Raw genomic sequence first — 25,984 nt, forward strand, 5'->3', positions numbered from 1 at the left:
TCCTGTCCAGAAGAAAAGGGAAGCATTTTTTTGATTTCTGCCCGTAATAGTTGCTCTATCAATACTCACTTTTGTAAAGTTAGTTTTTTGCTAAGGAGTACGGATTCGGTTTTGCTCAAATTGTTCAGTCGCCTCATTGTATGTCTGTTAGCTCGGATTAACACTGTCGCCAATAAGGTCGCCGATAATGTCCAGAAAACTTGGCGAAGTGCCGGTAGTCCGTGTTACTTCTACTCGGCCTGATGTTGAATAAAGATATAAAGCTGAAGTTATATTCCAAAGCTCATCCGTGATTCTAAAGCCGGAACTAAAGCCGAGCAGCGATATGACCCGAGCATTTATTCTGAAGCCGGCATTTCGCCAAACTCAATGTTAGCGGTTCGGCATTTGCTGCTTACGTGTTTGAACTGTGTCGTCCTATTCTATTGTGTCGCCAAACAGCAATGACCTTTGTGTCTGCATGATGTTCTCCTGGATTATTTTCGAACAGTCTCTTCTTAACATCGTAGGCATAATCATAGTCATCTATAAGCCCAAATTTGTTAAGGTTTGTAGGCAAAAAGGTTTCATCAAACCCGCCGCAATTAACCAAGGCACTTATAGAGTAATCTCTATCCAACAGGTCATATCCAATAAAGTCAAATTCATCAAGTATGATATTTTTACAGTTCTCTGTTGGTTCAATAGTAACTGCGAGAAGATTGAACCTCGTTGTGAGATTTACTCTATTTAAAACATATTCAAGAGTCCGAAAGAAACCAGTTTCATATTGATCATCTGTTATTATTTCGTACCAGTCGTCCGCGTTTGTACGATCTGGTTCGATTAGAACTTCGTTTAGCATGCCGTCGAGCGATACAAGTTCTATCAATTGTTTTAGTCTACTCCAATCAATGTAGCTGTCCCAAGACATTACCTCAGACTGATAGTTCTTATCAAATGGCCTTCTTGGAGTGTAATAAAACGTCATTTGAAATGGATAACTGTTGCTGTGCTGACCGCTAACGTGTGTATTGTCGAATATACGAACTAAATGATTTTCGCAAATACAACCCATAAAGACTGATTTGCGAAGTCTTGTACTTCTTTTCACCCCATCCGTCACCCACCCGACACCCAAAATTTTCAATCCATCGTTGCTTTGCATTAGCATGAGCCAAACTGCTACCATACGATGCCCGCTTTGCAACGACCAGGTCGATAAATTGCTCTACCGTTATCATTTCGATAATGAAAGAGCAGTGCTGGAAAAGATCAAAGCGAATAATCCCGGCTGGACGGTGAACGATGGCGCTTGCAGCCGCTGCGTAGATTATTATCATGCAGAGCTGGTGATGCAGCAAAGAATACTGCCGGAGATCGGCCCGCATTTCCCCATTAAATCGGCCGATGATTTTATCATCCTGCCAACAGGTTTGCGCTTGAATGCTGATCCCCGTTTTACCGGCAAAGGCGTCACCATCTGTTTTATCGACAGCGGCTTCTACCCGCACCCTGATTTGACTGCACATAAAAACCGCATCAAAGCAATCATAGACATCCCCAACAATAAGACTCTTTCTCAAGTCTCTCCGCCAACTGGCGGAGGAGGTTTGGAGGGGGCCGCCTGGCACGGCACCATGACCTCTGTCGTTTGCGCCGGCGATGGTTATCTCAGCAAAGGTTTATACAAAGGCATTGCCAGCGATGCAGAACTTGTATTGCTGAAGGTATCTGAAGCCTCTCCGCCAGCCGGCGGAGGAGGTTTGGAGGGAGCTATCACAACAGAAAATATGGTAAAGGCTTTTCGATGGGTTCTGCAGCATCACCGCGAATATGATATCCGCATTGTCAATATCAGCCTTGGCGATGATGAAGCCCTCTCCTACAAGCAAAGCCCGGTGGATCAGCTGGCGGAACAACTCATTGAAGAAGGCATCGTGGTAGTAGCAGCCGTGGGCAATGATGAAAACGGCCAGGTCAAAGCACCGGCCAACTCACCCAATGTTATCGCCGTGGGTGGTATGGATGATGACAATCAACTGGCCGTTCCCGCCGGCAAGCTCTATCATTCTACGTTTGGAAAAACTGCCGACGACATCATGAAACCCGAGCTGGTAGCGCCGGCCATCTGGATAGCAGCGCCGATACTACCCGAAACAAGGGAGCAACGGGAAGCTGAAGCGCTGCATTGCATCCTGCAAACAGGCGACATATACACAGCCTTTGAAAAATTATCCGGCGATATACAAATCAATCCGGCAATTTTGCAATCAGGTGATGCAGGTTTAATAAAAGACTCCGTACTGCAGCGCATCCAAACGGGCAAGTATATTTCTCCGCATTATATGCATGTTGACGGAACATCCTTTGCCGCACCCATTGTCAGTTCCATCATTGCTCAATTGCTGGAGACCGATCCAACGCTAACGCCGGTTATGATCCGTCACCTTCTATTCAGTACCGCGAAACGGATACATAATTTTCCTGCCGAACGGCAGGGATTTGGAACAGTGCAGCCGAAAAAAGCAATCCTGAAAATCGTAAACAAACCAGTCATGATCAAGCCGGAAATTTCGCCGCTTATCAACAGCCAGCAAAAGACGATCGGTTTCTATGTGCAGCATAGCTGTGCCTCACAGATCTCGCTGGCAGGTTCGTTTAATCATTGGGAGCAGGATTCACTGCTGCTCGAACCCGGCACTAATGGCGTCTGGAAAATTGAGATTCCCATGCTGCCGGCTGGCCGCTATCTCTACAAATTTTTTGTAGACGACCGGTCGTGGATGGAAGACATTAACAACCCGTACCGCGAGCCTGATGGCTTCAGCGGTTTCAACAGCATCTTAATCGTCGACAATCAATGACCATTGTTTATATCATATTGATCATCGTCGCCATTTATCTTTTTGCGGGCCTGGTATTTGCCATTCCGTTTGTGATAAAAGGTGTTACGCAAATTGATGAAGGCGCCATCGGTTCCAAATGGGGTTTCAGGGTGATCATCATACCGGGAGTGATTGTGTTCTGGCCGGTATTATTAAAGAAGTGGAGAGAAGAGATATCACGCAAAAGCACAAGGGAGCAGTGAACGCAAAGTATCGTTGCATCTTTGCCTCTTAGCATTCTTTGCGTGAAATGACCTGGATCTAAAAAAATAACAGGCTGTCAAAATGATCAAACCATTACGAAAAAGACATTTACAAATCTGGACGACACTCGCTGTAGTGTTGCCATTAGGAATTATTTTCTCCTGGCTGGTAATATCCAATCCTGTACCGGTAAAAATAATAGAAACAGAAGGGCCTGCGCTATTACCGGTTATCCAGGCAAAGAAAGAAACACTTTCTTATTGCATTAATATCCGAACCGATGAAACAAAAACCAACTGGCAACTGGAATGGAAAAATAAACTGGCCTTAACGGTACCGTCCGCCGTTATTTATAAAGCCCTCCTAAATCCCCCCGGTGCGGGAACTTTTGGGTCATTTACCCCAGGTAGTTCAGAATTGGTTGGCAGAATAGAAGCAAGAGGTGATTATATATTTCCATTGAAACATGATACATCAGAAAATAAAGAATTGAATCTTGTAGTATACGATTTCATTCATGATAAGATAATTGATTCTCTAAACTTTAAAATTCTCCGCCTTTCGGCGGATTAGGGTATGAGTGCATCTTATTCGGCCGTAGGCTGGAACCGGCAAAAGAAAATATATGACTGGCTGATCGCAGGATTTTGTACCAGCTACCTGGCTTTGTTCATTTCATTGACATTATTGTTCAATGAAGAAGTAACGTTTGAAACATTGCTGATTCGCAGCACTTCTACCTTAGCGATACTCATCCTGCATGTGATATTAGCCATCGGGCCCTTATGCCGGTTGAATAAAAAATTCCTTCCGCTTTTATACAATCGTCGTCATCTGGGAGTAACGATGTTTTGCTTTGCAGCAATCCATGGGATATTCAGCATCATCCAGTTTCATTCGTTGAGTAATACCAATCCCATTGTATCGCTATTTACCTCCAATACCAACTTCGGTTCATTGCCGGCCTTTCCGTTCCAGGCACTGGGATTTTTTGCGTTGATTATTTTTTTCCTGATGGCTATTACCAGTCATGATTTCTGGCTGCATAACCTGTCGCCGGGGGTTTGGAAAACGCTGCACATGTTTGTTTACCTCGCTTATTTGCTGGTGGTAATGCATGTGATGCTGGGCGTGATACAATATGAAAAAAATCCTGTTTTTGTCATCATTCTTTTTGCCGGCACTACGACACTCGTCACTCTTCATCTATTAGCCGCTTTTAAAGAAAGAAAGGTTGATAATGCAAATTTCAATTTGACAAAAGATGGTTTTGTGATCGTATGCGATGTGAATGAGATGGAAGAAAACCGGGCGAAAATATTTTGTATAGATAAAGAAAGAATTGCTGTGTACCGGCATGAGAACAAACTCTATGCAATCCATAATGTCTGCAAGCACCAGGGCGGACCGCTGGGCGAAGGGAAAATTATTGATGGTTGTATCACCTGCCCCTGGCATGGTTATCAATACCTGCCGCATAACGGCCAATCTCCCCCACCCTTCAAAGAAAAAGTAAGTACCTACGATGTAAAAGTAATAGACAATAAAGTGTGGCTGAATCCAACACCGTACCCGGAGGGAACAGTGAGAACCCCTCCAAACCTAACCTGAAGGGAAGGCTTACCAGCTCACAAACCAGATGATTGAAAAATATATAATTGATATGTCAGAACAGAAGATGAATACAAACGAGTTTTATATAGGCTGGATGCCAAATGCACCGGATGGTTTTGTAAAACATATCCGCAAAGCGATCATTGCATTGATCATTCTTGTCATCGTGGGGGGAGTTGTATTGTCATTGCAACAAAAAAAATTCTCCACCTCCAATTTTGAATTTGGCCAATCAACAGAAGTAAAAGGAATTTATCAACAGTTCCCTGTTCCTTCGTTGAAAGTAATGACAAAACAGGATGCATCTGGAAACGCATCCTATATCACTATGCCATTGGTGGGCTATGGAAAATTCGGCGCCGAAGGAGTGATAGCTGACCTGGAAAAAGAAAAAAATATTGTCCTGGATAAAAAAGAAATAATGCTGAAGGGAAGCCTCATTTATAACGACGGAAAAACATTGTTGCAAATTGATAAAAATGATCAGCCGTTGTTGGCTATTGGATCCGCTACCGCTGTAAAAAACGAGATAAAAGAATTAGGTACGGTTCAATTAACCGGCGAAATACTCGATCCCAAATGTTATTTCGGTGTCATGAAACCCGGTCATGGTAAACCACATCGTGATTGCGCCATTCGTTGTATTGCCGGAGGCATGAGCCCTGTTTTTTGGGTACGCAATGAAAATGGGGAAACAAATTATTACCTGCTGCTGGATGAAAATGGCAGCAAAATGAATGAAGCCATAAAAGATCATATTGCCGAACCGGTATCACTCACCGCCAGGGCTGTACAGCATGATGACTGGATCGTGTTATACGTTAATAAAACAAGTATCAAAAGAACCGGCGGCTTAAGCTGGTTTAAGCAGCAGGACAAAACTATTTCCTGCGGGACTTCCGCCCGATAACTTCGAATTTTAAAAAAATGAGAGTAGTACTTGCCAATAGAAAGTCTGATAAACTTAAAACTACTAGATAGACATATAGAACACATAGAAAAAACATTGATAAATAGGAATAATTTCTATATGCCGCCGTCGCTATGATCCTATATGGTGAAAAAACAAACGGGCAACCATTATTGCCCGCCGTTCTTTAGTCACCGTCCAGTTATTATTTTGTATGCAATAAACTAAACACATTTTGTCCCACTTTTTTTCCCTGCACATTTCCTGTCTCCGTGGAGAGCTTAAAGTGTATTCCTCCATACACCCGGAAAATACCCGCTTCTTTTCCTGCAGCATCAAAACTTGCAAAGGTTCTCGGGCTCATCCCAATTGCATCATACGTGTGATCGGTAAAAGAATAGTTTTTGCCAAATACCGATTCCAGTGCAAAAGCCGCTGAAGAAGAAATGGTCGCATGAGCGGCAGAATATTCCGGGTGTGGCGGAGTGGTGATGAATGAATTCCATTCCGGGTGCCCCATGTATTTACGGATATAAGTTATGGGGCGCAACTGGTGATAATTGTACTTTGCTTTCCAGCAACTGATCGTAGCATCATTCATGGTAATGCCCAGGAGCAGGTAAGCTTCTGCTGCATCCATCAACTTTGTTTTTTCTTTCAGCAACACCTGCCGGAGTATATTGAACCAATGCCCGAAGACAGTAACGTACTTTCCATTGGGGGCATCGTCCCAAAAATTGGCGATTGCTTTTTGTTCATCCGTGAGTGCCTGCGACACGTCATACAGCTCTTTTGCCATGGCATAAAATGGAGAGCCGGCCTCTTTCGAAAAACTTAACGGCGCAATGGGCATAGTACCTTCTGTACTACCTGCAAAAAAAGTCCTGTTGTTTTTCCATCCCGGAACATTGGCAGCAGCCAATGCAGGAGGTGTCGGCTCCCAATAGCCTTCACCCAAGGGGGTATAAGCAATGGCAGCATCGGCGGCGCCATCCAGTTTGCTCCATTCAATAACAGCTGAGGCCATTTGTTTGCCATAAGCAATGGCAGCATCCAAATCCGTTTTGCTTTTGATCGCCAGTTCAAATTTTGTTTCATAAATTCTTTCCAGCGAATCAATACTGGCAATACCCGCAGGCTTATTGTAAAAGAAGCGTAGCATGGCTGCAATGGCTGCATTAGCTGATGCAGGATAAAAAACCTTGTTGCCTTTGTTTAATACCGGCAATTGAGGACTACCGTTCAAATGTGTCGCTATGCTTCTATACTTCGAATCGCCGCTGGCAAGCGTTTCATACAATGCCACACCCGTATACGAGAAGTGACGTGAAAAAGCTACATGTGTCACCCCGGTTGTGCTCCTGATGAGTTGTAGTTGCAGGTTTATCCAGTCAGTGATCAACCGGCTGTCCTGTTGGTCGGAATGAATAAATGAATCATTTTTTTTACAGGACATTGACACCAATGCAATAAGGATTATACTATGAAATATACTTTTCATTTTGATTAAGGTTTAACAGTTAATAATTTAATTGATTATTTCTCTGCAATAAAGAGAAGGAACTGGTTTTGCAGGTGGTAAAAGTCGTCCGCCACATGAAAGGCCTGGATGGCTTCGGCAATAACTTCTCTTACCGTTATTTCATCGGCATAGTTGCAGGCGGCTGCGGCGGGACCGGTACCCATAAAGCTCTTAATGCCTTCAGACAAATTGTGATAAAGGATCGGGCATCCTATAGTTGTTTTATAAACCAGGTTTAATCCGACCTTTTGAAGAATAGCTTCTATAGCACCATCTTCTGATAGGGCAAACGGACCTGGCGTACCCGGCGGCGGCGGTGGCAGCAGGCTGCTGATCGCTTTGAGAACGGTAGTGGCTTCACTCCATTCTGGTTTATCCCAAATACCAATGACGAGCCGGCCATCTTTCTTTAATACTCTTTTGGCTTCACGGATTGCATTTTCAAAATTGCCGGCATACTGAAAGGAATTAAAACCTGTCACGATATCAAAACTTTCACCCGTGAAGGGCAATGCCTCCAGGTCTTCTTCCAAAAAATTGTTGGCAGGGTTTCTCTGGCGGGCCACTTTCAATAATCCCGGCGCTGCATCAACACCAATAACCTGCGCTCCGCTACGAATCGCCATGGAACTGAAGAGGCCGGCGCCACAACCGGCGTCCAGCAACATGGTAGTTTCTGAAAGCTTCAACTGCTCCAATGTTTTTTTATACATCGGCAGAAAATAGGGTTCGAAATGTTGCGACCAATAGGTTGGTGCTACGCTCCATAATTTACCCTGGATTTGTTTTGTACTCATTTGAATTAAGGTTTGAAATGATTAAATGATTAACAACACAAATCTATTCGTGCCTTTCAAAAGAGCTTTTGCTGAAACGTCCAGAGATATGACTAAAAAGTTCAGACAGCAGATTGCAGCCTGGCGGAACCGGGAGCCACGCCAAAATGCTGGCGAAATGCCCGGCTGAAATGAGAAGGATTTTCAAAGCCACTTTCAAAGGCGGCTTCGCTTACAGTTTTATTCATATTGGAAAGAAGGTGCATGGCATGATTGAGTCTTTTTTCCAACAGCCATTTACCCGGTGTGGTATCAAATTGTTTTTGAAAATCTCTTTTGAAAGCAGAGAGACTCCGGTTGGTCAATTGCGCATACTCCTCCAACCGCAAGTTGTAACAATAATTATCATTCATGATTTGTTGGAGCGATACTGCCTGTGGCTGATTGAGCAGGGAACTAAAAAATGATTGCAGCTCTGAATTGCCGGGATTGTCGGCTATTGTAAGGATGATCTCACGAAATTTCAATTCAAGCAGTGAAGGATCAGGATGTTTGGCACTCCCGAAATAAGGCATCATGGAATAAAAGAAAGCATCGATAGCTTCATTCCTTTCCACTGGCATAATGGTTTCAAATTTCCTGCCTGCTTTGGTTAAAGGTGTGGCTTTACTTTTAAGCACATCGCACACAAATTCATCGGAAACAAAAAATAAAACAATACAGAAAACCGACTCAAAAAATTGTTCAACAATACAGGCTCCTTTCCGGACAAAAACACAGGACCCTTTTCGCAAATCATAAGAACCATGTGCCGTGTGCCAGATCTTTCTGCCCTCCATTACGTATGCAATGTAATTGTGCTGGCTCCAAATACCCTGCATTTTATTATCCAGCGGACAATTATACTTTGTGATCAACCGATCACCACAGCTTAGCTGCCGATGATAAATAGGGTCGCTTACTATTTTTTCATAAAAGTTGAACATGGCTGCAATTTTCAGGCGTTCAAGCTAACAAAAACAGACCCGTCTAAAATAGGCAACCTCGCGAAGTATATGAGATCTTGATTTAACAGGCGGTTTTCTTGAGTAGGACCAAATACCTCCCACCCACTGATCAGGCATTGCCGTACACCTTGATTATTGGTTCGCGGAGTGCTTTTGCTTCGGCTGAACAATGGTAGCTGATAATATTAGCGATATCTTCCGCTTTTACCCAGTTATCAAAATTGGCATCGGGCATTGACTTACGATTTTGTGGTGTATCAATCGTGCTGGGAACAATCACATTGGTAACCACGTTATGACCCTTTGCTTCGTCATTCATTAATTCAGCTAATCGGAAAATTAGAGACTTGGCCAAGCCATAGGCAACCATTCCTTTACCACTCTTTGCATCCAAACCGGGACGGGAACCTATCAAAAAAATGCGGCCATACCCCTGCTGTAACATTTGGGTAAATACGGGCCGGGCAATATTATAAGCCGTTTCAAAATTGAGTTGATATTGTTTTAAAATATCAGCCGTTGGTGTATCGACGATCTTACCTGCCGCAAAACCACCGACCGTCAAAACAGCCGCATCAACCGATTTATTTTTTTCCAGTACGGACTGCACAAAAGTAGCAGCACCAGCTTCACTGGACAGGTCAACTACTTTCGCTTCAAAACGGCCGGCTGGAAAGTCCATTACCGAAGCATCATTATGCAAAATCGTACCTGTCACATAGAAACCATTTTCAATAAATTTTTTCACCACGGCTTGTCCTAAATTACCCGAGGCTCCGGTCACGATAGCTGTTTGCATACTTATGATTTTATTATCAATTTACGTAAATAGAATTTGCTGAAACTGCCGGAGCTCATTTCATGGTCATACGAAGCCCCAGGAACAATGACACACCACTCAATTTTGATCCCTGTACAGTTAATGGTGAACGCCAATATGATCCGTCAAAATAGATTGTTTGCAACAATTTCAATTTTGTTTTGTAAGCGATCCTCGTTCCTGCCTTACCAAAAACTGATCCTTTGCGGCTCACTTCCTGCCGGATGGTGGTCTCATTATCCTGCAATAATCTTGGCTCACCAATATTTAAATAGCCGGCGCCGGTATACAGGGAGGCAAACCATTTTCTCTCGTTCCAATAGAAGTTTTTGCCACCATTTATTGCCAGCATGATCAATGAGCTGCTCGTATTTTTAAACAAGTAGGGTGATCCATCTTCCTTAATGCGCTGATTATACTTTAGCGAATTAAAATCAACGGTGCCCTGCACAAACCAACCTCCTTTATTCACGAGCTCCAAACCGGAATTGAAAGCAATGGAAGGATGTAGAACATGACTCAAAGCCCCGGGGGATTTTATTATTCCTGCCCCGGTTGTAACAAAAACTTTGGTACTATCCTGGGCATTGACCGAATGTACAGCTGCACTAACTGTGACCAGTAACAAATATTTTACTATCTGCATGATACTATTTTTTGTAAGAATTATAGATAAGTATTACTGCCATGAAAATTTACCGCCCGTATTAATCCTGATTTTGTATAAGCTGGTGTGAGCAGTCATATACAATGTTTTTCCATCTTTATCACCCCAGGCCATATTGGCCGGCCGCTCCGGCGTTACAATCTTACCCACTATTTTTCCTTCGCTGCTTAATATCCACAACCCACCCGGCGCTGATACAAAAAGATTTCCTTCTTTGTCCACTTTTATTCCGTCTAATGCTTCATCGTCTTCTGTAAAATTGAAATCGAAGAATATTTTTCCATTCTTTAGTGTGCCATCAGCCTGCACTTCATAACGCCATAATGTTTTTGTATGATGGATATCACGGATGTCCCAGTTGGTAACGTAGAGATATTTTTCGTCGGGAGAAAAAGCCAGCCCGTTGGGCCCGCCCAAATCTTTTGATACAACCTGTGTCTTTCCCTGCCCGTCCGGCAGGCGGGCATTTTTTATCATAAACACTCCCTGGTAATCCAATTCTTTTTTCGGATCATTAAAAAAGCCGGGCAGACCATAAGGCGGGTCGGTAAAATAAATCGTGCCATCACTTTTCAGCACAAGATCATTGGGACTATTGAATCGCTTACCATCAATTTTATCAGCAAGTACGGTAACAGGCCCTTTCTTCTCAATACGAACCACCCGCCTGTTACCATGCTGATCAATGATCAATCTACCCTCGTTATCGATCACTAAGCCATTACTGCCCGGCTGTCCATATTCACCAATGTCAGCACCGGTGTACCCACTATGACTCATGTACACTGTTACATTATGACTGGCGGGATTGTAGCGATAAATAGTATTGGTATTCGGGTCGCTGAACAGTAAATACCCATCGGGATGCCACACAGGACCTTCGGTAAAAGAAAAACCGTCGGCTACTTTTTCAACCGTTGTACCGGGAGCAATGATGGCGTTTAATTTTTCATCGAGTGTATAGATCTTGCCGATATTCTTCCAGGAAGCATTAACGGGTAATCCATTTTTATAAAAATCAACTACAGCATTTCTTACCCAGATATAATTATCAGGCAACTTGCCGACCGGACCATTTATTCCCAATATATAAACCAGGAATTTTTCACCGGCTTTGGCATGATCAGTAAGTATAACACGATTTCTTGTGTTGTACCCGCTGATCAATCCATTGCCAGTTTGTCCAAAACCTGACTGTTGTTTACCATTTACCCATATCTCGCTGTAATCATCTACGACTATTTCAAAAACGGCCGTTGTCCCATCCGTCTTCAATTTTCCTATTGCTTCCGGAATAGTGAGTTCAACTTTGTACCAAACGAAGGAAAGCAAACCAGTGCCCTGGCGGCTCTCCAGTTCGTTTGGATTTAATGATACAAATCCTTTTTCAAAATCGGCGGCGCCGGGTTGCGGATACAGGTTTTGTGTTTGAATCGTCTTTCCGGTCGGATACAATAACAAAGCATCGCCACCACCTTTTTCAGGACCCGGCCGGTAAAATTCTTTATCCCTGATATGCGCGGGTTGCACATACCATTTTGCATTCACAAGGGTCGCTCCTTCTATTGTTTTCAAATCGGCGATGGCCTGTGGTTTATCAACTGCCAGTTGTCTTGTTTCCTGGCTGAAGACCGCTACTGCCAACAGCAATGCCAGCAATACCAGTAAATACAGTTTCAAAAAATCATATATCCTGCTCATGACTTCTATTTTTATGTCCGCTTTTATAACTTCCCTTTAGGGGTTGGGGGTTTCAAATTTTGCCTTACTGCCGGCGATGGCAATTTCTTCATCTTGCTGTGCACTTGACGCACCGCTCACACCAATAGCACCAATCACCTGTCCGTCTACTATGATGGGAATACCGCCTTGCAAAAAAGTATGGCCCACGGTAATCAAAGCCTGTCGCCCACCATTGATAGAATTTTCGAGTTTCACCGAAGGTGCTTTGAATAAGGCAGCCGTATTGGCTTTTTTAATGGACACTTCGGCTGAGGCTGCGAAGGTGCCATCCAGTCTTTCGAGATAAACCAGGTTGCCGCCATTGTCTACTACTGCTATGGCGCCGCCCGGGGCATTATTTTCTTTTGCATACTTAAGAGCAGCACCCACTACTTTTTTGGCGCCCTCGAGTGAAATACTTTTGGTTGCGATGGTCTGTGATTTAGCACACGTGGCCATCATGATCATAGCGGCAACTGATAAGGCAGCGGCTATTTTATTTGTTTGCATATTTTTTGTTTTTATTGTGTCAGCTTCAGTAATTCTGTTCGGCTTAGTTGCGCCTGCCCCGACGAGGAGCGAAGCGACGGAACCCGGGTCGCACTCTTGTACTTCCTGTTCGCTGTTCGGCCTCACCCTCCGACGCTTCGGTCGGAGTCAGACATTTATCGTCTGACCTCCTGCTACCTCTCCGATCCTTCGACAAGCTCAGGACGAGGGAGCGGTGCTGCATCTCTTTACTCAACTTCCGATCTACCACATCTGCATCATACCTCTATTTAGCATTTTCGGAGTTACTGATTGCTATCAACGTTTCCGAAAAGCGAGCCTGCCTGTCCGGTAGGCAGGGGCTGTGCTCTGATGGCCCCGACATTTCGTCGGGATCGGGAGGAGGTCTTACTCTGCATTTTCGAAGACTCCGAATTATTTGCGAGACTACAAAAGTCAAGGCTTGTGTGTTGGCGGTCCCGACATTTTCGTCGGGATCGGGAGGAGGCCGGCTTTTTAATTAGCAGCAACCGTCTCCATTGGCTTCGCCGGTTTATCAAACTTTACTCTCTTGCCCGCATGTTTCTTTACCTGGCCCGGCCAATTGCGATCAGCCCTGGCAGTTAAACCCGCAACATCTTTGTGAAATCTGTCATAAGCATCTTTTGAATGTTGTAATATCAACCGGCCATCTATTACATCAAATATTTCGGGGTCGATCGGCCGGAGTTTATTCAAAGCCATGGCATAGCCACAGAAAGCGCCATATTGTGGTGCAAACATTTCGGGATGATCTTTAAACATACCGGCATTGTCCCCGGAAGAAAACCAATACGTAGCACCATTGTAGCGGGCAGCATATTTAGGATCTCCTTTTACCGCTTTCATTTGGGTGAAATAAGCTACTGCGTCATATCCCTGCAAAGTGACACCATCCGGATCGGTGTTATTTAGAAATGATTTTTCTGCATCGGTAGTTATTTGTTTGCCTCCTTTCTCTGCCACCTTTGGCCAATACTTATCGGCTAAAGCCAGGTTGCCCTGTACATCCTTTTTCCAGCCATTCACTGCCCTTTGATTATGTTGAATTACCAACCGGTCATTCACAATTGAAAATGTATTGACATCAATCGGCGCCACTCGTCCCAACGATACCGCATAAGCACACCAGGCGCCAAATTGCGGCTTGTATTTCTCCGGCATTGCCTTGAAAAGATCGAGATGTTCCTGCGATGCAAACTGGTAGATAGCATCTTCATACTTATACTGAAACTTCGCATCACCTTTTACCGGCTTATTATCGGTGAAGAATGCCACCGCATCATAACCATCGAGTATTACACCGTTTGCATCTACATTATTAAAAACTATTTTTCCATTTCCCTGTGCAAAAGATCCCGTTGTCATCAGCATTGCAAAAAACAACAGCATGGCGGCAAATGTGCAGATGAATAATCTTTTCTCACCGGCTTTCCTTTTTTTAATTTGCTCTATCCGCAGAGCTTTTATTCTTGTATCCATTTTTATTTTTTTTTGAATAACAAAGAAACCCATGCTCATGACGACCAGGTGTCTGGTTTTTTACAAATACAGGCATATCAAAATAAAAAAGAGGGCCATGTGTCGGGCTGTTTACAAAAAGCCGGGCTGTGTATGCCGGGCGCATACAAATTGATGGAATCAGTAATTGAGTGGTACCAGCTATAGTGTTGCTTTCTTCCTCTCCTGGCATGTTATTATCGTCAGGGAGTCGAAGGGTCCTTGCTCCTGGCTTAATAATGAATATAACCGCACAGCCTTGTAAACAGTTCAGGTGAATTTCATTCTGCTACCTGCTGTTTATTTTGTTCATACTCATGGACCAAAAGTGTTTAACACCTATTCACCCGTGCAGCAGCGATCAGTATGTATGCTCTAAAGAAGTATTGATGAAATGAGCCGTAAAAATTATCGGGCAATTTATGCCAACCGCGATGATAATTTTTATGGCGAACCTGTCGGCCGACAGCTAATCGTTACCCAAATTTTTATCCATGCTTATTACATTATAGTTTGATCATGTATCTGTTTCTCGATTATTTCTTTCGGATAAGCAGACTCCGTTTACTTTCTTTTTCTTAAAAAAAAGAAAGTAACAAAGAAAATTCAAGGCCAATTCCCTGTCTGCCGTCAGGCAGGTATGCGGTACATTTCCTTATGTCAAAATTTCCGCTGCAGAATTGGCCGATGAGAACAACATGAAATTTGAAAAACCTACAGAAACAAGACTCCGCTGCGTGCTATAAGTAGCCGCTGGAGGCGGCTGTGTTTTTCGCTTGCAGTCTTTTGAAATTAGGTGACCAATAAATCGGCGAAAAACAAGGCGCTGGAATATTCCCTATACCGGTCTATTAAAGCAAAAACCTAAGGGAGAGATTTGGGTAACGATTAGCTGCCGACAGGCAAGATTCCATTGGGTCCAAAAAAACAGAAAACATACAAATGAAAATAATAAGATGTTCTTATTGTAAATGATTTACCTTGCCGGAGCTGTATGCTTTTTTCGTTTAGAATTTTAGACCTGCTCAATTGAACTCACTTTTAATGAACACAAAATATTCCAACTATTACACTAAGCATGAGCAGAAATCATTTCCTGACTCAAAACAAATGATTACGTACAGTTTCAACGAAGAGGAACGAACCATCATTGGAATAATGGAAGAAAAAGAAGGCCTTATTTACCTTTATGAATACCGTGGAAAATTTGTTGGAATTGAATTTTTTATATCCTTTTCAAAACAATCTATTTCTTATAAACTCCTGAAAGTGAACGACGAAAATTCAGACGTATAAATGGTGGTTTTTTTTATTCCATTTTTATATCTCAACCATTTTCTCTGCCCCTCCTATGTCATCTGCCATTATGTAACTGTTATATTTCTACCACCACAGAGTCCCCTCCTACTCCCAAGTCAGATAGAATCTTTTGCACGGCATCCATCATAGGCGGAGGACCACAGAGATAATATTTCCGACCAGCAGCCGGAAGATGTTGCTTTATAAAATCTTCCGTGATAAATCCGTGGGCATAACCTTCCACCGCTTCATCGGATAGAATATTGACAAACCGGTCACCTAACATTTTTTTAAATTCATCTTCATGGATGATATCGGCCTTTCTTTTATTGGCAAAAACCAGTTTGTTGTTCCCAACCCGGCCGGTGGAATTCAAATAACGGAAAATAGAAAGAAAAGGAGTAATGCCGGCACCGCCTGCGATAAATAGTCCTTCACCTTTATAGGAAATGGCGCCCCACACATCGTGCAATATTAATTCATCACCTGGTACCAAAGACAATAACTCGTTGGTAACTCCATGGCGTGATGGATATGTTTTGATCGTAAACTCGAGATAATCATCAGTAGGTAAACAGGTAAAAGTAAACGGTCTTCTTTCCTCCTTCCATTTTTCTTTGTTAATCGCTACCTCGGTTGCCTGCCCGGGAACAAAATTATAGTTATCCGGCTTTGGCAAAACTATCCTTACTACATCATGTGTTACTTTACCAATTGATTCTATCTTCAATATATGCGATTCCATTTTTCAATCTTGAAAAAGTGAAGATGATGTTTATTGCTTATTAAAGCTACTAAGGCTGCATAAGATGGCAAAAAGCTTATTGCCATTCCTTGTTTATAAACTTCTGCTTATCGCATATTCCACACCACGCAATTCGGCAAGTCCACGCAGCCTTCCAATAGCCGAATAACCGGGGTAAGTTGTTTTCTTCAGATCATCCAGCATTTGATGACCATGATCGGGACGCATGGGTATGGAAATATTTCTGCGTCTCATTAACAAAACAATTTCTTTGATCACAGCGTACATATCTACATCGCCATCGAGATGATCGGCTTCAAAGAAGTTACCTTCCGCATCACGTTTGGTACTTCTTAAATGAATAAAATGAATATGATCACCCAACCTTTTGACCATGCCCGGCAAATCATTATCAGGCCTCACACCATATGAACCGGTGCAGTAACATAACCCATTAGCAAGTGACGGAGCAGCCGCCAGCAATTCATTCGCATCCTGCTCGGTGCTGACAATTCTCGGCAACCCTAACAATGGGAATGGAGGATCATCGGGGTGAATGGCCATCTTTAACCCACATTCTTCAGCCACCGGTACTACCTGCTGTAAAAAATAAAACAAATGTTGCTTCAGTCTAGCTGCATCAATATTTTCATAAGTCTTTAATGCGGCCAATATCTGCTCGGGTGTAAATCTTTCTTCGCTTCCCGGTAAGCCTAATAAGGCATTGCGGTAAAGAATTTCCTCTTCTTCATCCGTCATTGACTTTAAGCGTTGTTGCGCTTTTTTTATTTCTTCAGCGGTATAATCTTTTTCAGCGCCGGGACGCTTCAATAAATAAAGATCGAAGGCGATAAAAGCAGATTTCTCAAATCGCAGTGCTTTGCTTCCATCCGCCACCGTATAATAAATATCCGTTCTCATCCAATCGAGAATGGGCATAAAGTTATACGTCACCACCTTTAATCCACAGGCGGCAACATTGCGCAGGCTTTGCTTATAATTTTCGATGTATTCAGGATATTTCCCGGTTTGCTTTTTTATGTCTTCATGAACGGGTAAACTTTCGATCACGGTCCATGTCATACCGGCTTCCTCTACCACCGCCTTCCTCTTATTGATTTCATCGACAGTCCATACCTCACCTACCGGAACATGATGGAGAGCGGTCACTACACCCTCACAGCCTGCCTGGCGTATATCTGATAAACTAACGGGGTCATTGGGTCCGAACCATCGCATAGTTTGATGCATCAACATAGATCTTCGCTATTTTTTTGTAAATGAATTAATAAGGCCACCCATCGTGACGACATATCTCACTGATCGGATCGCTCCACCAGGACTGTTAGCCGGCAAAACTAATCATTACAAAGGCTACTATTGCAATAACAGCCAATGAAAGAATAATGTCCCAAACATTATAGCTGGCCCGGTTGGCAGCTTTTTGCTCCGGAGATAGTGTTGCGTAGGTAAGACCGTTAACATGCTCAGGTGATGGCGGTTTTGTGAAAAGGCTCACAGATACGCATAACCCCACGCAAAACAGGAAGAACCAGGCAGCAAAAGTGAGAAAGTTGGTCGTTGCAATACTGTGTAATGCAGTCCCCGGCTCCAATGAATTGCGGCTCAGCTCCAACGCTATCCTCACTATTGCCATGATTAATCCTACTATCAAGGTAGTGATAGCACCTTTGCTGTTAATTCGTTTACTAAAGATCCCCAATAGGAAAACCGCTGTAATCGGTGGCGCAATATAGGCCTGTACAGATTGCAGGTACTCATACAAGACCCCGGAAATATTCTGCATGATCGGTATCCATAAAATGCCAAGGATCACGACCACCGTTGTGGCCACCCGACCTATTCTCAACAGTTTTTCTTCGGGATCATTCGGCCGGAGCTTTTTATAAATATCTACCGTAAACAAAGTAGAACAGGAATTGAATACGGAGGCAAGCGAACTCATTAATGCCGCTAATAAACCCGCAGCTACCAAACCCCTGAGACCAGCAGGCATTTTATTCATCAACAAAGAAGCAAATGCCTGGTCAGCGGTATCCCAGCTTAATTCACCCTTATTTTTTAAGGCCAACGCTACGACACCGGGTATTAAAAAAAGAAATACAGGTAATAATTTCAGCAAGCCGCCGAAGATGGTTCCCCTTCTTCCCTCTTTAATATTTTTTGCAGCCAGCACTCTCTGTACGATATACTGGTCAGTGCACCAGTACCAGGTGCCGACGATAGAACTTGTAATCACCAGTGGTAACCAGGGAAAATCTGGATCACTGTTGGGCCGCCACATATTTAAATACCCCGGTGCAAGATTTGCTTTTACTTCACTCCACCCACCTGCTGCATCAATTCCAACAAAGGTCAACGTAGCAGCACCCAGTACTAATATTACCGTTTGAATGGCTTCGGTATAGGCGACAGCTCTCATTCCACCCAATACGGTATATACACCTGTTATTACCACCGTAACCAAGGCACCTGTCCAGAAATCAATATGCAATAAAGATGAAATAACAATGCCTCCCGCATATACAGTAACAGACACTTTTGTTAATATATAAGCCAATAAAGAAAACACACTTAAAAACCAACGTGTACCCGAGCTGAAGCGTTTTTCTAAAAATTCTGGCATCGTAAATACACCGCTTCGTAAATAAAATGGAAGAAACACCCAACCGAGGGTAATCACCAGCCAGGCATGTAATTCATAAATCAATAAAGGCATCTTTCCCCCGGCCCCGGCACCTGCCAGGCCGACGACATGTTCTGACCCAATGTTAGAAGCAAAAATCGATGCCCCGATTACAAACCAGCCCAGGCTACGACCTGCAAGGAAATAATCTTCGGTATTCTTTTGTTTGCGGGTAACAACCCAGATGGCTACACCTATCAATACTGCGAAATAGCAGGCGATCACTACCCAGTCGAGCGTTGCAAATCTTTCCATTTATATAAATTTTAATCAGCTTAGATATATCTGTTAACAATATTCTCCAGGTATTCCTGCCTGCCACTTTTCGTTGCAGGTTCACCATTGTCAATAGCAAACGAACGCAAATCTTCCAATGATAATTTTCCTTCTTCAAACTCTTTGCCCTTACCACTGTCATAAGACGCATATCGCTCCTTCCTGATTTTTTTGTAGTCAGATTTCTGCAAAATATTATCGGCAGTGATCAACGCCCTGGCAAATGTATCCATGCCGCCGATATGTGCGTGGAACAGATCTTCGGGATCAGTAGAGTTGCGGCGAATCTTTGCATCGAAATTGATACCACCTCCTTTGAAACCACCTGCCTCCAATATTATCAGCATAGCTTCTGTCAGTTCATTGATATCATTGGGAAATTGGTCAGTGTCCCAGCCATTCTGGTAATCACCCCTGTTAGCATCGATGCTTCCAAGCAAACCTGCATCAGCTGCCACCTGCAACTCATGGGTGAATGTATGACCGGCCAGCGTAGCATGATTGACTTCAATATTCAAACTAAAATCATTCAGCAGGTCATGTTGTCTCAGAAAGCCCATCACTGTTTCGCAATCATAATCATATTGATGCTTGGATGGTTCGCAAGGTTTTGGTTCAATAAAGAATTTTCCTTTAAAGCCATTCTTTCTTGCATAATCTTTTGCAGCATGTAAAAATTTAGCAAGATGCTCTTTTTCTCTTTTCATGTTGGTGTTGAGCAAACTCATATACCCTTCACGGCCGCCCCAGAAAACATAATTTTCTCCGCCTAAAGCTATCGTGGCGTCCAATGCAGCTTTTACCTGGGCCGCACCATGTGCCAATACATGAAAATCAGGATTAGTGGCCGCCCCATTCATATAGCGGCGATTGGAGAAAAGATTCGCTGTTCCCCACAACAATTTTACACCACTCTCTTTTTGCTTATCAGCGAGATAAGACGTCATAGCATGCAAGCGACTGTCATTCTCTGTGACATTATTGGAGTAATCCACTACATCCACATCATGAAAACAATAGTACGGCAGCCCAAGCTTTGTAATAAATTCGAAAGCGGCATCGGCCTTATCTTTTGCCCGTTCTACCGCATCACCTTTATCATTCCATGCAAATAAATGCGTTGATTCGCCAAAAGGATCAGCACCGCTGCCACAGAAGGAATGCCAGTAAGCACACGCAAAACGCAAATATTCTTTCATCGTTTTACCGGCAACCATTTTATTTTCATCGTACCATTTAAATGCAAGCGGGTTATCACTTTCTCTTCCCTCAAATTTTATTTGAGAGATCCCTTTAAAAAACTCTTTTTGACCTGTTGTAACTGGCATTTTTTTCGTTGTTAGGTTAAATAATTAAGATAAACTCAAGGACAAACTGTTCGGTTGATTTATTTTTCGCAACTGATCATTCAGTCGTTCTTTCCATTGTTGATAGAACTCCTCGTATTGACTGGAGCTTTCAGGTGAAACTACGCCGACGGGCTTCCTGTTCTGCAACGCCGTTTCTGCCGATTGATAAATACCGGCTCCAATACCGGCACCGATCGCCGCCCCAAAACTTCCATCGCCCTCATAAAATTCAAGCGACACATCATTCACATTGGTAAATGTCCGGGCGAATACGTCACTTAAAAAAAGATTGGCCCGGCCGGCACGTACTACTGTTGGGTTGATACCATTTTCCCGCATGATGTCCAATCCATACCGGAAGGAGAAAGCAATACCTTCCTGCACCGCTCTTACCATATGTGCTGCACCATGAATATTAAAATCCAAATTGTGAAAATGGGCACCGATAATTTTATTATTGAGCATCCGCTCTGCACCATTGCCAAAAGGCAAGCTTAAAAGGCCGGCAGACCCAACCGGGACTTTAGCAGCGGCTTCATTCAAGGCCTGGTAGGATTGATTGGGTCCGACCATGTTTTTTATCCACCGGTTAAAAATGCCCGTGCCATTTATACAAAGCAAGATTCCAATCCTTCTTTTATGGCTATCATGATTGAGATGAGCGAAGCTATTGATGCGGGATTGCTGATCATACGATAATTCATCACTCACTCCATAAATGACACCGGATGTGCCAGCTGTAGTAGCTACTTCACCGGGGTTCAGCACATTTAATGATAAGGCATTGTTGAGCTGGTCACCAGCTTTGTAGGCAACAGGAATCCCTTTCTTTAATGATAAAGCTGATGCTACATCTTCTTTCAACTCACCGTGTGGTGAAAACAAAGAATGTATTGCCGGAAACAAGTCACTGTGAAATCCAAACTGATTGATGATATCATCAGAAATTTTATCCTGGCCAAAATCCCAAAATACACCTTCTGATAAAGCAGAGCTTGTTGTTGTAATACTGCCTGTCATTTTCATGGCGATAAAATCGCCGGGCAGCATCACCTTATCTATTTTTTCATACAAGGCCGGTTCATTTTCTTTTACCCAGGCTAGTTTGCTTGCTGTGAAATTACCGGGTGAGTTTAACAAGCATGACAGGCATCTCTCCTCACCAATAGCATGAAATGCTTTTTCACCGATTTCTACCGCACGGCTGTCACACCAGATAATAGAATGACGAAGAACCTGTTGTTGCCGGTCAACCAGTACCAATCCATGCATCTGGTAAGCAATACCAATAGCAGCAATCTCCTTTGGATTATACTTGCCGGTTGCATTACATTTTAATATGGCTTGTTGCACATATTCCCACCAGCCATTAGGATCCTGCTCTGCCCAGCCGGGTTGTAGGGAAATAATATCGGCTTCCGTTTCGGGATAGGCAGCGGAAGCAATGCACTGTTGAGATTGTGCATCGAGAATGGAAATCTTTATCGAGGAAGTGCCAAGATCAATACCCATCAAAAGCATACGGCAAAAAATTTTCGTTAGTTAAAAACTGCACCGAAGGTATTAGTGATTTAAACAAAAAACTTCCACTTTATTTTCAAAAACATAAACTATTTTAATAAAAACAGTAATTTGAACCCTCCTAAAAGGTTAAAATAGTATTTTATGAAGCCCATGATTGAAAAACTGCCCCGCAACCGGAATAACTCTTTCCTGGCCTGCACCTTCCGTACCCCTGACTTTGAAGTGCCCTGGCACCAGCACGAGGAGTACGAACTCATACTTTTTAAGGAGGGTGAAGGAAGTAGTTTCATTGGGAATTACGTGGGTGACTTTAAAACCGATGATATATTTTTCCTGGGCGCCAACCTGCCGCATACATTTCAGAAAGCCGGGAAAAACATGATGACCAGTGCCGTGGTAGTCCAGTTCAAAGAAGATTTCTGGGGTAACGATTTTCTCGGGATGCCTGAATGCCGGTCTATCTGCCGCTTGTTCGATAGGTCCGTAAAGGGACTTAAACTACTCGGTAACACCAAAAAAAAATTAGCTCCCCTGATCTGCCGGCTGGAAACATTAACGGGCCTTCGCCGTATTACCTGCCTGTGCGATTGCCTGCAGCTCATAGCTGATAGTAAAGAATTTGAAACTCTTTCGACACACGAGGTAAAATCATTCACACCCAAAACACAGGAACGCATTGATAAAATCTTTCGCTACACCATTGATCATTTCCAGGATACCATTTCATTGAACACCATCGCTGACTATGCTGGCATGAGTGTGCCGGCTTTTTGCAATTACTTTCGAAAGAGTACAAAAAAAACCTATATCGATTTTTTAAACGAAATCCGTATCAGCCATGCCTGCCAGTTGTTAATTGACACACAAAAAACAATCCTGGATATTTGCTTTGAAAGCGGATTTAATACCGTGGCTAATTTTAATAAGCAATTTTTAAAATTGAAAAACACAACTCCCTCTTCCTTCCGCAAAAATTTTACTGCCGAGCTTTGGAAACCGGTAAAAGTTTAGTCGTTTGGTACTATCTATCTATTTGCTTTTTATTTCCATTGTCGCCATTTTCAAACCCTCTGATGATGCGCTGATTTTTATTGTACCAGGCTTGCCTTTTTGGGATCGAACAATCGCCAATACCAGTCCGAAATAAGCCTCACGTTGTTTTGATGCAAAAGATTCCAGGTTCGCAGGGTCGCCATTATCGGTGGCTACAATTTCTCCCGGACCTTCAATAGTAAAGCTTACTTTATTGTTTGCTTCCGGTACTGTTAACCCATTTTTATCTGTGACACCAACTGTTATAAAGGAAAGGTCTTCGCCATCTGCATTAATCACATTTCGGTCTGCACTTATTTTTAATTGTGCGGCATTATCGGTAGTTCGTACAATTTGCTCTGCCCATCGTTTCCCCCGTCCGACCAGGTCGTCCGGGCGGGCGTTTTTGTAAGCAATAACTTTCAATTCGCCGGGTTCATATTTCACGTCATCCCAACGCAGCCTGTATTCAAATGCTGCTTTTTTCTTTTTGCCCAATGAACGGCCATTTAAAAAAAGCTCCGCTTCATCACCCGAGGTGAAAACATGTACGGGTGTAATTTTCCCAATACGATCAGGCCAGTTCCATTGCGGCAGAATATGCACCATTGGAAAACCAGGTCGCCAACGTGATTGATACAGGTAAAAACGATCTTTCCTAAACCCGGCCAAATCGATAATGCCAGAATAGGAACTACGTGCAGAATAATACGGGGTAGGCTCACCCAAATAATCCCATCCCGACCAAACAAATTCCCCTGCTACATAAGGATGCTTGTCCTGTGAAGCAAATACTTTATCAGCGGATGATCCGAACGCAGCCGTATACAATTCATAGGCACTGACATATTTTTTTTGCGGATCACCTCCGGTACTGTCGCTTACAGGAGCACTTATACCATCATATACCGGGAAGATATAACTGCCACGGGTGCTCAGTGCTGATGCTGTTTCGCTGCTAACAATTAATTTACCAGGAAATGCTTTTTGAAATGCCGGATACAGCGGCGATGTTCTGATTCCTTTGAGATGTGCATAAGCCGGTGCATCACGTATGCCTTCGCCCTGGTAATTCAAATTTAAAATATCCATCACTTTCGGAAAAGGCATATCCGGTTTAGCAAAATTCATAGATGCGGTAGCGGGTCTGCTATTGTCTTCTTCGTCAACAATATCTTTTAGTCTTTTTGCGAGTACTGCACCCGTGTCAGCCGTATATTGTTCTCCTACTTCATTACCAAAACTCCAGGCGATGATAGATGGATGATTTCTATCCCTTCTGATAAAAGATCTTGTATCCGCTTCATGCCAATCGGGAAAAATCAAATGAAAATCAAGCGGCGTTTTTTTTCTTTCCCAGTTGTCAAATATTTCATCAATTACGAGGAAGCCCATGCGATCAGTTAAATCCAGCAATTCAGGCGCAGGCGGATTGTGCGCCATACGAATGGCATTGCATCCCATTTCAGCTAAAATTTCGAGTTGTCTTTCCGCAGCCCTGGTATTAAATGCAGCGCCTAATGCTCCCAGATCATGATGCTGATTCACGCCCTGCATACGCACAGGCTCACCATTAACCAATAAGCCTTTCAAAGGATCAAATTGCAATGAACGGATTCCGAAGCGGGTTTCATATTCATCAATAGGTTTTCCATCTGCATACAACCGGGTAACAGCTACATAGAGATTGGGTTTTTGAGAAGGCGGCGGTCCCCAGAGCAATGGATTTTTTATAATCATTGAGTCTTCAAGTTTCATTTTTTTTCCGGCCTGTATAGTTGAAACTGATTTAGGGAAAGTCGCTACATTTTTTCCTGTTCTATTGGGTTGATCATCTAAAGCAAAAACTTCAGTAACAACTTCAATGTTCTGATCAGTCTTTGATTTGTTTTCAATATTAACCTTAATATCAATGGTGGCTGATGATGCGGATACATTTTTCGTGGTAATAAATGTTCCCCACTGTGCTACATGGACGGGATTTACTTTTGTAAGCCATACATTCCGGTAAATACCACCACCCGGATACCAACGTGATGAATTAGTTGGATTGTCCAGTCTTATAGCTAATTGATTATCGCCGCCAGGTTTTATATAAGGAGTAAGATCAAGACGAAAAGAATTATAACCATATGGCCATCCGCCAACGAGATTACCATTCAGCCAAACCATAGCGTATGACATAGCGCCATCTATATCGAGATAAATTTGTCTATCCTTATCAGCAGGAGCTATATCCAGTTTCCTTCGATACCATGCCACGCCATGAACGGGAAGTCGTCCCATTCCGCCGCCAACTATTGCATTGTCTTCTTTATAAAACGGGCCTTGGATGGCCCAGTCATGCGGCAGGTTCACTTGCTCCCATGCCTTGTCATTGAAATTGTTTTGTACAAAAGGAAAATCACTCCCGGGATTGCCAACAGGGCGTTGATGATGCTTTGGCGGATCTTTGATAAAATCATTGGCTGTTGGTAAAATCCATTTCTTTAAAACTTTCTCTGAAGAACCTACGACTACAGCTTCCGTAGGCTTGGTATCTGCCACAACGTTATCATTTCGGTCAGTAACCTCGGGTCGTATATCGTACATCAATTTGTCCGGCTCCGAATTATATCGCATAAACTTCCAGCCTTCATTGATGCTGATACGCTGCCTGTAGGACAATCCTGTTTGTTTTATATTTCCGGAGTTTGCAGACGATTTGGAACTCTTACAACCCATCTGCATGAATGAACTCAGCAGGGTCAGTAAACATATACTCCCGTATGAAAAACGAGTCACTGAGTTAAATAAACAAACAGGCATGTATCTCATCACTATCGGTTTCTAAATTTTTTTGACACAAAAAGTCATTAAATGTTGTATTATTCTTTAAAAATAAGGAGAGATGATTGCATCTCTCCTTTTGTCTG

At 43.1% G+C, this 25,984-nt stretch carries 22 protein-coding genes; 7 read left to right on the top strand and 15 right to left on the bottom strand.

Annotation, left to right across the window (positions count from 1 at the left end; genetic code table 11):
* Nucleotides 1–394: 394 nt before the first annotated feature.
* Entirely contained in the window at nucleotides 395–970 is a 576-nt protein-coding gene (locus ACFEL9_RS03495; RefSeq protein WP_385886165.1) for a hypothetical protein, read from the bottom strand.
* Between the two features lie 97 nt (nucleotides 971–1,067).
* Between ACFEL9_RS03495 and ACFEL9_RS03500 the strand changes: the two genes are divergently transcribed.
* The 5 genes from ACFEL9_RS03500 to ACFEL9_RS03520 all read left to right on the top strand — a co-directional run bounded on the left by ACFEL9_RS03500 (nucleotide 1,068) and on the right by ACFEL9_RS03520 (nucleotide 5,595).
* Nucleotides 1,068–2,846 carry a S8 family serine peptidase gene (locus ACFEL9_RS03500; protein WP_385886166.1) on the top strand — a complete coding sequence of 593 codons (1,779 nt, stop codon included), beginning with the start codon at nucleotides 1,068–1,070 and terminating at the stop codon, nucleotides 2,844–2,846.
* On the top strand, nucleotides 2,843–3,070 hold the full coding sequence (locus ACFEL9_RS03505) for a hypothetical protein (protein WP_385886168.1): 228 nt from the start codon (nucleotides 2,843–2,845) through the stop codon (nucleotides 3,068–3,070). The genes ACFEL9_RS03500 and ACFEL9_RS03505 overlap by 4 nt, the downstream gene beginning before the upstream one ends.
* Nucleotides 3,071–3,152: 82 nt before the next feature.
* On the top strand, nucleotides 3,153–3,644 hold the full coding sequence (locus tag ACFEL9_RS03510) for a hypothetical protein (protein ID WP_385886170.1): 492 nt from the start codon (nucleotides 3,153–3,155) through the stop codon (nucleotides 3,642–3,644).
* Between the two features lie 3 nt (nucleotides 3,645–3,647).
* The gene (locus ACFEL9_RS03515) at nucleotides 3,648–4,682 is read left to right on the top strand and encodes a Rieske 2Fe-2S domain-containing protein (protein ID WP_385886171.1); all 1,035 of its coding nucleotides are present in this window, start codon (nucleotides 3,648–3,650) and stop codon (nucleotides 4,680–4,682) included.
* Nucleotides 4,683–4,734: 52 nt separating this feature from the next.
* Nucleotides 4,735–5,595, top strand: coding sequence for a hypothetical protein (locus ACFEL9_RS03520; protein WP_385886173.1), 861 nt, complete (start codon nucleotides 4,735–4,737; stop codon nucleotides 5,593–5,595).
* 205 nt (nucleotides 5,596–5,800) lie between these two features.
* On the opposite strand, the gene ACFEL9_RS03525 is transcribed toward ACFEL9_RS03520, so the two are convergent.
* From ACFEL9_RS03525 to ACFEL9_RS03560, 8 genes are all read right to left on the bottom strand, one after another.
* The gene (locus tag ACFEL9_RS03525) at nucleotides 5,801–7,096 is read right to left on the bottom strand and encodes a vanadium-dependent haloperoxidase (RefSeq protein WP_385886174.1); all 1,296 of its coding nucleotides are present in this window, start codon (nucleotides 7,094–7,096) and stop codon (nucleotides 5,801–5,803) included.
* A 35-nt stretch (nucleotides 7,097–7,131) separates the two neighbouring features.
* Nucleotides 7,132–7,914, bottom strand: a complete 783-nt coding sequence (locus tag ACFEL9_RS03530; protein WP_385886176.1) for a class I SAM-dependent methyltransferase — start codon at nucleotides 7,912–7,914, stop codon at nucleotides 7,132–7,134.
* 101 nt (nucleotides 7,915–8,015) lie between these two features.
* Nucleotides 8,016–8,879 (bottom strand): helix-turn-helix domain-containing protein, encoded by an 864-nt coding sequence (locus ACFEL9_RS03535; protein ID WP_385886178.1) that lies wholly within the window; start codon nucleotides 8,877–8,879, stop codon nucleotides 8,016–8,018.
* 130 nt (nucleotides 8,880–9,009) lie between these two features.
* The gene (locus ACFEL9_RS03540; protein WP_385886180.1) at nucleotides 9,010–9,699 is read right to left on the bottom strand and encodes an SDR family NAD(P)-dependent oxidoreductase; all 690 of its coding nucleotides are present in this window, start codon (nucleotides 9,697–9,699) and stop codon (nucleotides 9,010–9,012) included.
* A 55-nt stretch (nucleotides 9,700–9,754) separates the two neighbouring features.
* The gene (locus ACFEL9_RS03545) at nucleotides 9,755–10,366 is read right to left on the bottom strand and encodes a hypothetical protein (RefSeq protein ID WP_385886182.1); all 612 of its coding nucleotides are present in this window, start codon (nucleotides 10,364–10,366) and stop codon (nucleotides 9,755–9,757) included.
* 33 nt (nucleotides 10,367–10,399) lie between these two features.
* Complete coding sequence (locus ACFEL9_RS03550; RefSeq protein WP_385886183.1) at nucleotides 10,400–12,088, bottom strand: SMP-30/gluconolactonase/LRE family protein; 1,689 nt, start codon at nucleotides 12,086–12,088, stop codon at nucleotides 10,400–10,402.
* Between the two features lie 36 nt (nucleotides 12,089–12,124).
* The gene (locus ACFEL9_RS03555; RefSeq protein WP_385886185.1) at nucleotides 12,125–12,619 is read right to left on the bottom strand and encodes a GlcG/HbpS family heme-binding protein; all 495 of its coding nucleotides are present in this window, start codon (nucleotides 12,617–12,619) and stop codon (nucleotides 12,125–12,127) included.
* A 495-nt stretch (nucleotides 12,620–13,114) separates the two neighbouring features.
* Nucleotides 13,115–14,119 carry a YHS domain-containing (seleno)protein gene (locus ACFEL9_RS03560; protein ID WP_385886187.1) on the bottom strand — a complete coding sequence of 335 codons (1,005 nt, stop codon included), beginning with the start codon at nucleotides 14,117–14,119 and terminating at the stop codon, nucleotides 13,115–13,117.
* Nucleotides 14,120–15,181: 1,062 nt separating this feature from the next.
* Here ACFEL9_RS03560 and ACFEL9_RS03565 point away from each other — a divergent pair.
* Nucleotides 15,182–15,433, top strand: a complete 252-nt coding sequence (locus ACFEL9_RS03565) for a hypothetical protein (RefSeq protein WP_385886189.1) — start codon at nucleotides 15,182–15,184, stop codon at nucleotides 15,431–15,433.
* A 79-nt stretch (nucleotides 15,434–15,512) separates the two neighbouring features.
* Here ACFEL9_RS03565 and ACFEL9_RS03570 read toward each other — a convergent pair whose 3' ends face one another.
* From ACFEL9_RS03570 to ACFEL9_RS03590, 5 genes are all read right to left on the bottom strand, one after another.
* Nucleotides 15,513–16,181 (bottom strand): ferredoxin reductase domain-containing protein, encoded by a 669-nt coding sequence (locus ACFEL9_RS03570; protein ID WP_385886190.1) that lies wholly within the window; start codon nucleotides 16,179–16,181, stop codon nucleotides 15,513–15,515.
* Between the two features lie 93 nt (nucleotides 16,182–16,274).
* Nucleotides 16,275–17,420 carry a mannonate dehydratase gene (uxuA, locus tag ACFEL9_RS03575; RefSeq protein WP_385886192.1) on the bottom strand — a complete coding sequence of 382 codons (1,146 nt, stop codon included), beginning with the start codon at nucleotides 17,418–17,420 and terminating at the stop codon, nucleotides 16,275–16,277.
* Between the two features lie 106 nt (nucleotides 17,421–17,526).
* On the bottom strand, nucleotides 17,527–19,143 hold the full coding sequence (locus ACFEL9_RS03580) for a sodium:solute symporter (protein WP_385886194.1): 1,617 nt from the start codon (nucleotides 19,141–19,143) through the stop codon (nucleotides 17,527–17,529).
* A gap of 20 nt (nucleotides 19,144–19,163) precedes the next feature.
* Complete coding sequence (gene xylA / locus ACFEL9_RS03585; protein WP_385886195.1) at nucleotides 19,164–20,492, bottom strand: xylose isomerase; 1,329 nt, start codon at nucleotides 20,490–20,492, stop codon at nucleotides 19,164–19,166.
* 24 nt (nucleotides 20,493–20,516) lie between these two features.
* Entirely contained in the window at nucleotides 20,517–22,034 is a 1,518-nt protein-coding gene (locus ACFEL9_RS03590; protein WP_385886197.1) for a xylulokinase, read from the bottom strand.
* A gap of 144 nt (nucleotides 22,035–22,178) precedes the next feature.
* On the opposite strand from ACFEL9_RS03590, the gene ACFEL9_RS03595 reads away from it, so the two are divergent.
* Nucleotides 22,179–23,048 carry an AraC family transcriptional regulator gene (locus tag ACFEL9_RS03595; protein WP_385886199.1) on the top strand — a complete coding sequence of 290 codons (870 nt, stop codon included), beginning with the start codon at nucleotides 22,179–22,181 and terminating at the stop codon, nucleotides 23,046–23,048.
* An 18-nt stretch (nucleotides 23,049–23,066) separates the two neighbouring features.
* Here ACFEL9_RS03595 and galB read toward each other — a convergent pair whose 3' ends face one another.
* Complete coding sequence (gene galB, locus ACFEL9_RS03600) at nucleotides 23,067–25,736, bottom strand: beta-galactosidase GalB (RefSeq protein WP_385886201.1); 2,670 nt, start codon at nucleotides 25,734–25,736, stop codon at nucleotides 23,067–23,069.
* Nucleotides 25,737–25,984: the final 248 nt, after the last annotated feature.

Origin of the sequence: Terrimonas alba (assembly GCF_042434975.1) — a bacterium.
Taxonomy (GTDB): Bacteria; Bacteroidota; Bacteroidia; order Chitinophagales; family Chitinophagaceae; genus Terrimonas_B; species Terrimonas_B alba.

What these genes read in the sequence shown, in the direction of transcription:
- ACFEL9_RS03495 (WP_385886165.1), bottom strand. Translation starts at nt 970, where the DNA reads ATGACGTTTTATTACACTCCAAGAAGGCCATTTGATAAGAACTATCAG.
- ACFEL9_RS03505 (WP_385886168.1), top strand. Translation starts at nt 2,843, where the DNA reads ATGACCATTGTTTATATCATATTGATCATCGTCGCCATTTATCTTTTT.
- ACFEL9_RS03510 (WP_385886170.1), top strand. Translation starts at nt 3,153, where the DNA reads ATGATCAAACCATTACGAAAAAGACATTTACAAATCTGGACGACACTC.
- ACFEL9_RS03515 (WP_385886171.1), top strand. Translation starts at nt 3,648, where the DNA reads ATGAGTGCATCTTATTCGGCCGTAGGCTGGAACCGGCAAAAGAAAATA.
- ACFEL9_RS03520 (WP_385886173.1), top strand. Translation starts at nt 4,735, where the DNA reads ATGTCAGAACAGAAGATGAATACAAACGAGTTTTATATAGGCTGGATG.
- ACFEL9_RS03525 (WP_385886174.1), bottom strand. Translation starts at nt 7,096, where the DNA reads ATGAAAAGTATATTTCATAGTATAATCCTTATTGCATTGGTGTCAATG.
- ACFEL9_RS03530 (WP_385886176.1), bottom strand. Translation starts at nt 7,914, where the DNA reads ATGAGTACAAAACAAATCCAGGGTAAATTATGGAGCGTAGCACCAACC.
- ACFEL9_RS03535 (WP_385886178.1), bottom strand. Translation starts at nt 8,879, where the DNA reads ATGTTCAACTTTTATGAAAAAATAGTAAGCGACCCTATTTATCATCGG.
- ACFEL9_RS03540 (WP_385886180.1), bottom strand. Translation starts at nt 9,699, where the DNA reads ATGCAAACAGCTATCGTGACCGGAGCCTCGGGTAATTTAGGACAAGCC.
- ACFEL9_RS03545 (WP_385886182.1), bottom strand. Translation starts at nt 10,366, where the DNA reads ATGCAGATAGTAAAATATTTGTTACTGGTCACAGTTAGTGCAGCTGTA.
- ACFEL9_RS03550 (WP_385886183.1), bottom strand. Translation starts at nt 12,088, where the DNA reads ATGAGCAGGATATATGATTTTTTGAAACTGTATTTACTGGTATTGCTG.
- ACFEL9_RS03555 (WP_385886185.1), bottom strand. Translation starts at nt 12,619, where the DNA reads ATGCAAACAAATAAAATAGCCGCTGCCTTATCAGTTGCCGCTATGATC.
- ACFEL9_RS03560 (WP_385886187.1), bottom strand. Translation starts at nt 14,119, where the DNA reads ATGGATACAAGAATAAAAGCTCTGCGGATAGAGCAAATTAAAAAAAGG.
- ACFEL9_RS03565 (WP_385886189.1), top strand. Translation starts at nt 15,182, where the DNA reads ATGAACACAAAATATTCCAACTATTACACTAAGCATGAGCAGAAATCA.
- ACFEL9_RS03570 (WP_385886190.1), bottom strand. Translation starts at nt 16,181, where the DNA reads ATGGAATCGCATATATTGAAGATAGAATCAATTGGTAAAGTAACACAT.
- uxuA (WP_385886192.1), bottom strand. Translation starts at nt 17,420, where the DNA reads ATGCGATGGTTCGGACCCAATGACCCCGTTAGTTTATCAGATATACGC.
- ACFEL9_RS03580 (WP_385886194.1), bottom strand. Translation starts at nt 19,143, where the DNA reads ATGGAAAGATTTGCAACGCTCGACTGGGTAGTGATCGCCTGCTATTTC.
- xylA (WP_385886195.1), bottom strand. Translation starts at nt 20,492, where the DNA reads ATGCCAGTTACAACAGGTCAAAAAGAGTTTTTTAAAGGGATCTCTCAA.
- ACFEL9_RS03590 (WP_385886197.1), bottom strand. Translation starts at nt 22,034, where the DNA reads ATGCTTTTGATGGGTATTGATCTTGGCACTTCCTCGATAAAGATTTCC.
- ACFEL9_RS03595 (WP_385886199.1), top strand. Translation starts at nt 22,179, where the DNA reads ATGAAGCCCATGATTGAAAAACTGCCCCGCAACCGGAATAACTCTTTC.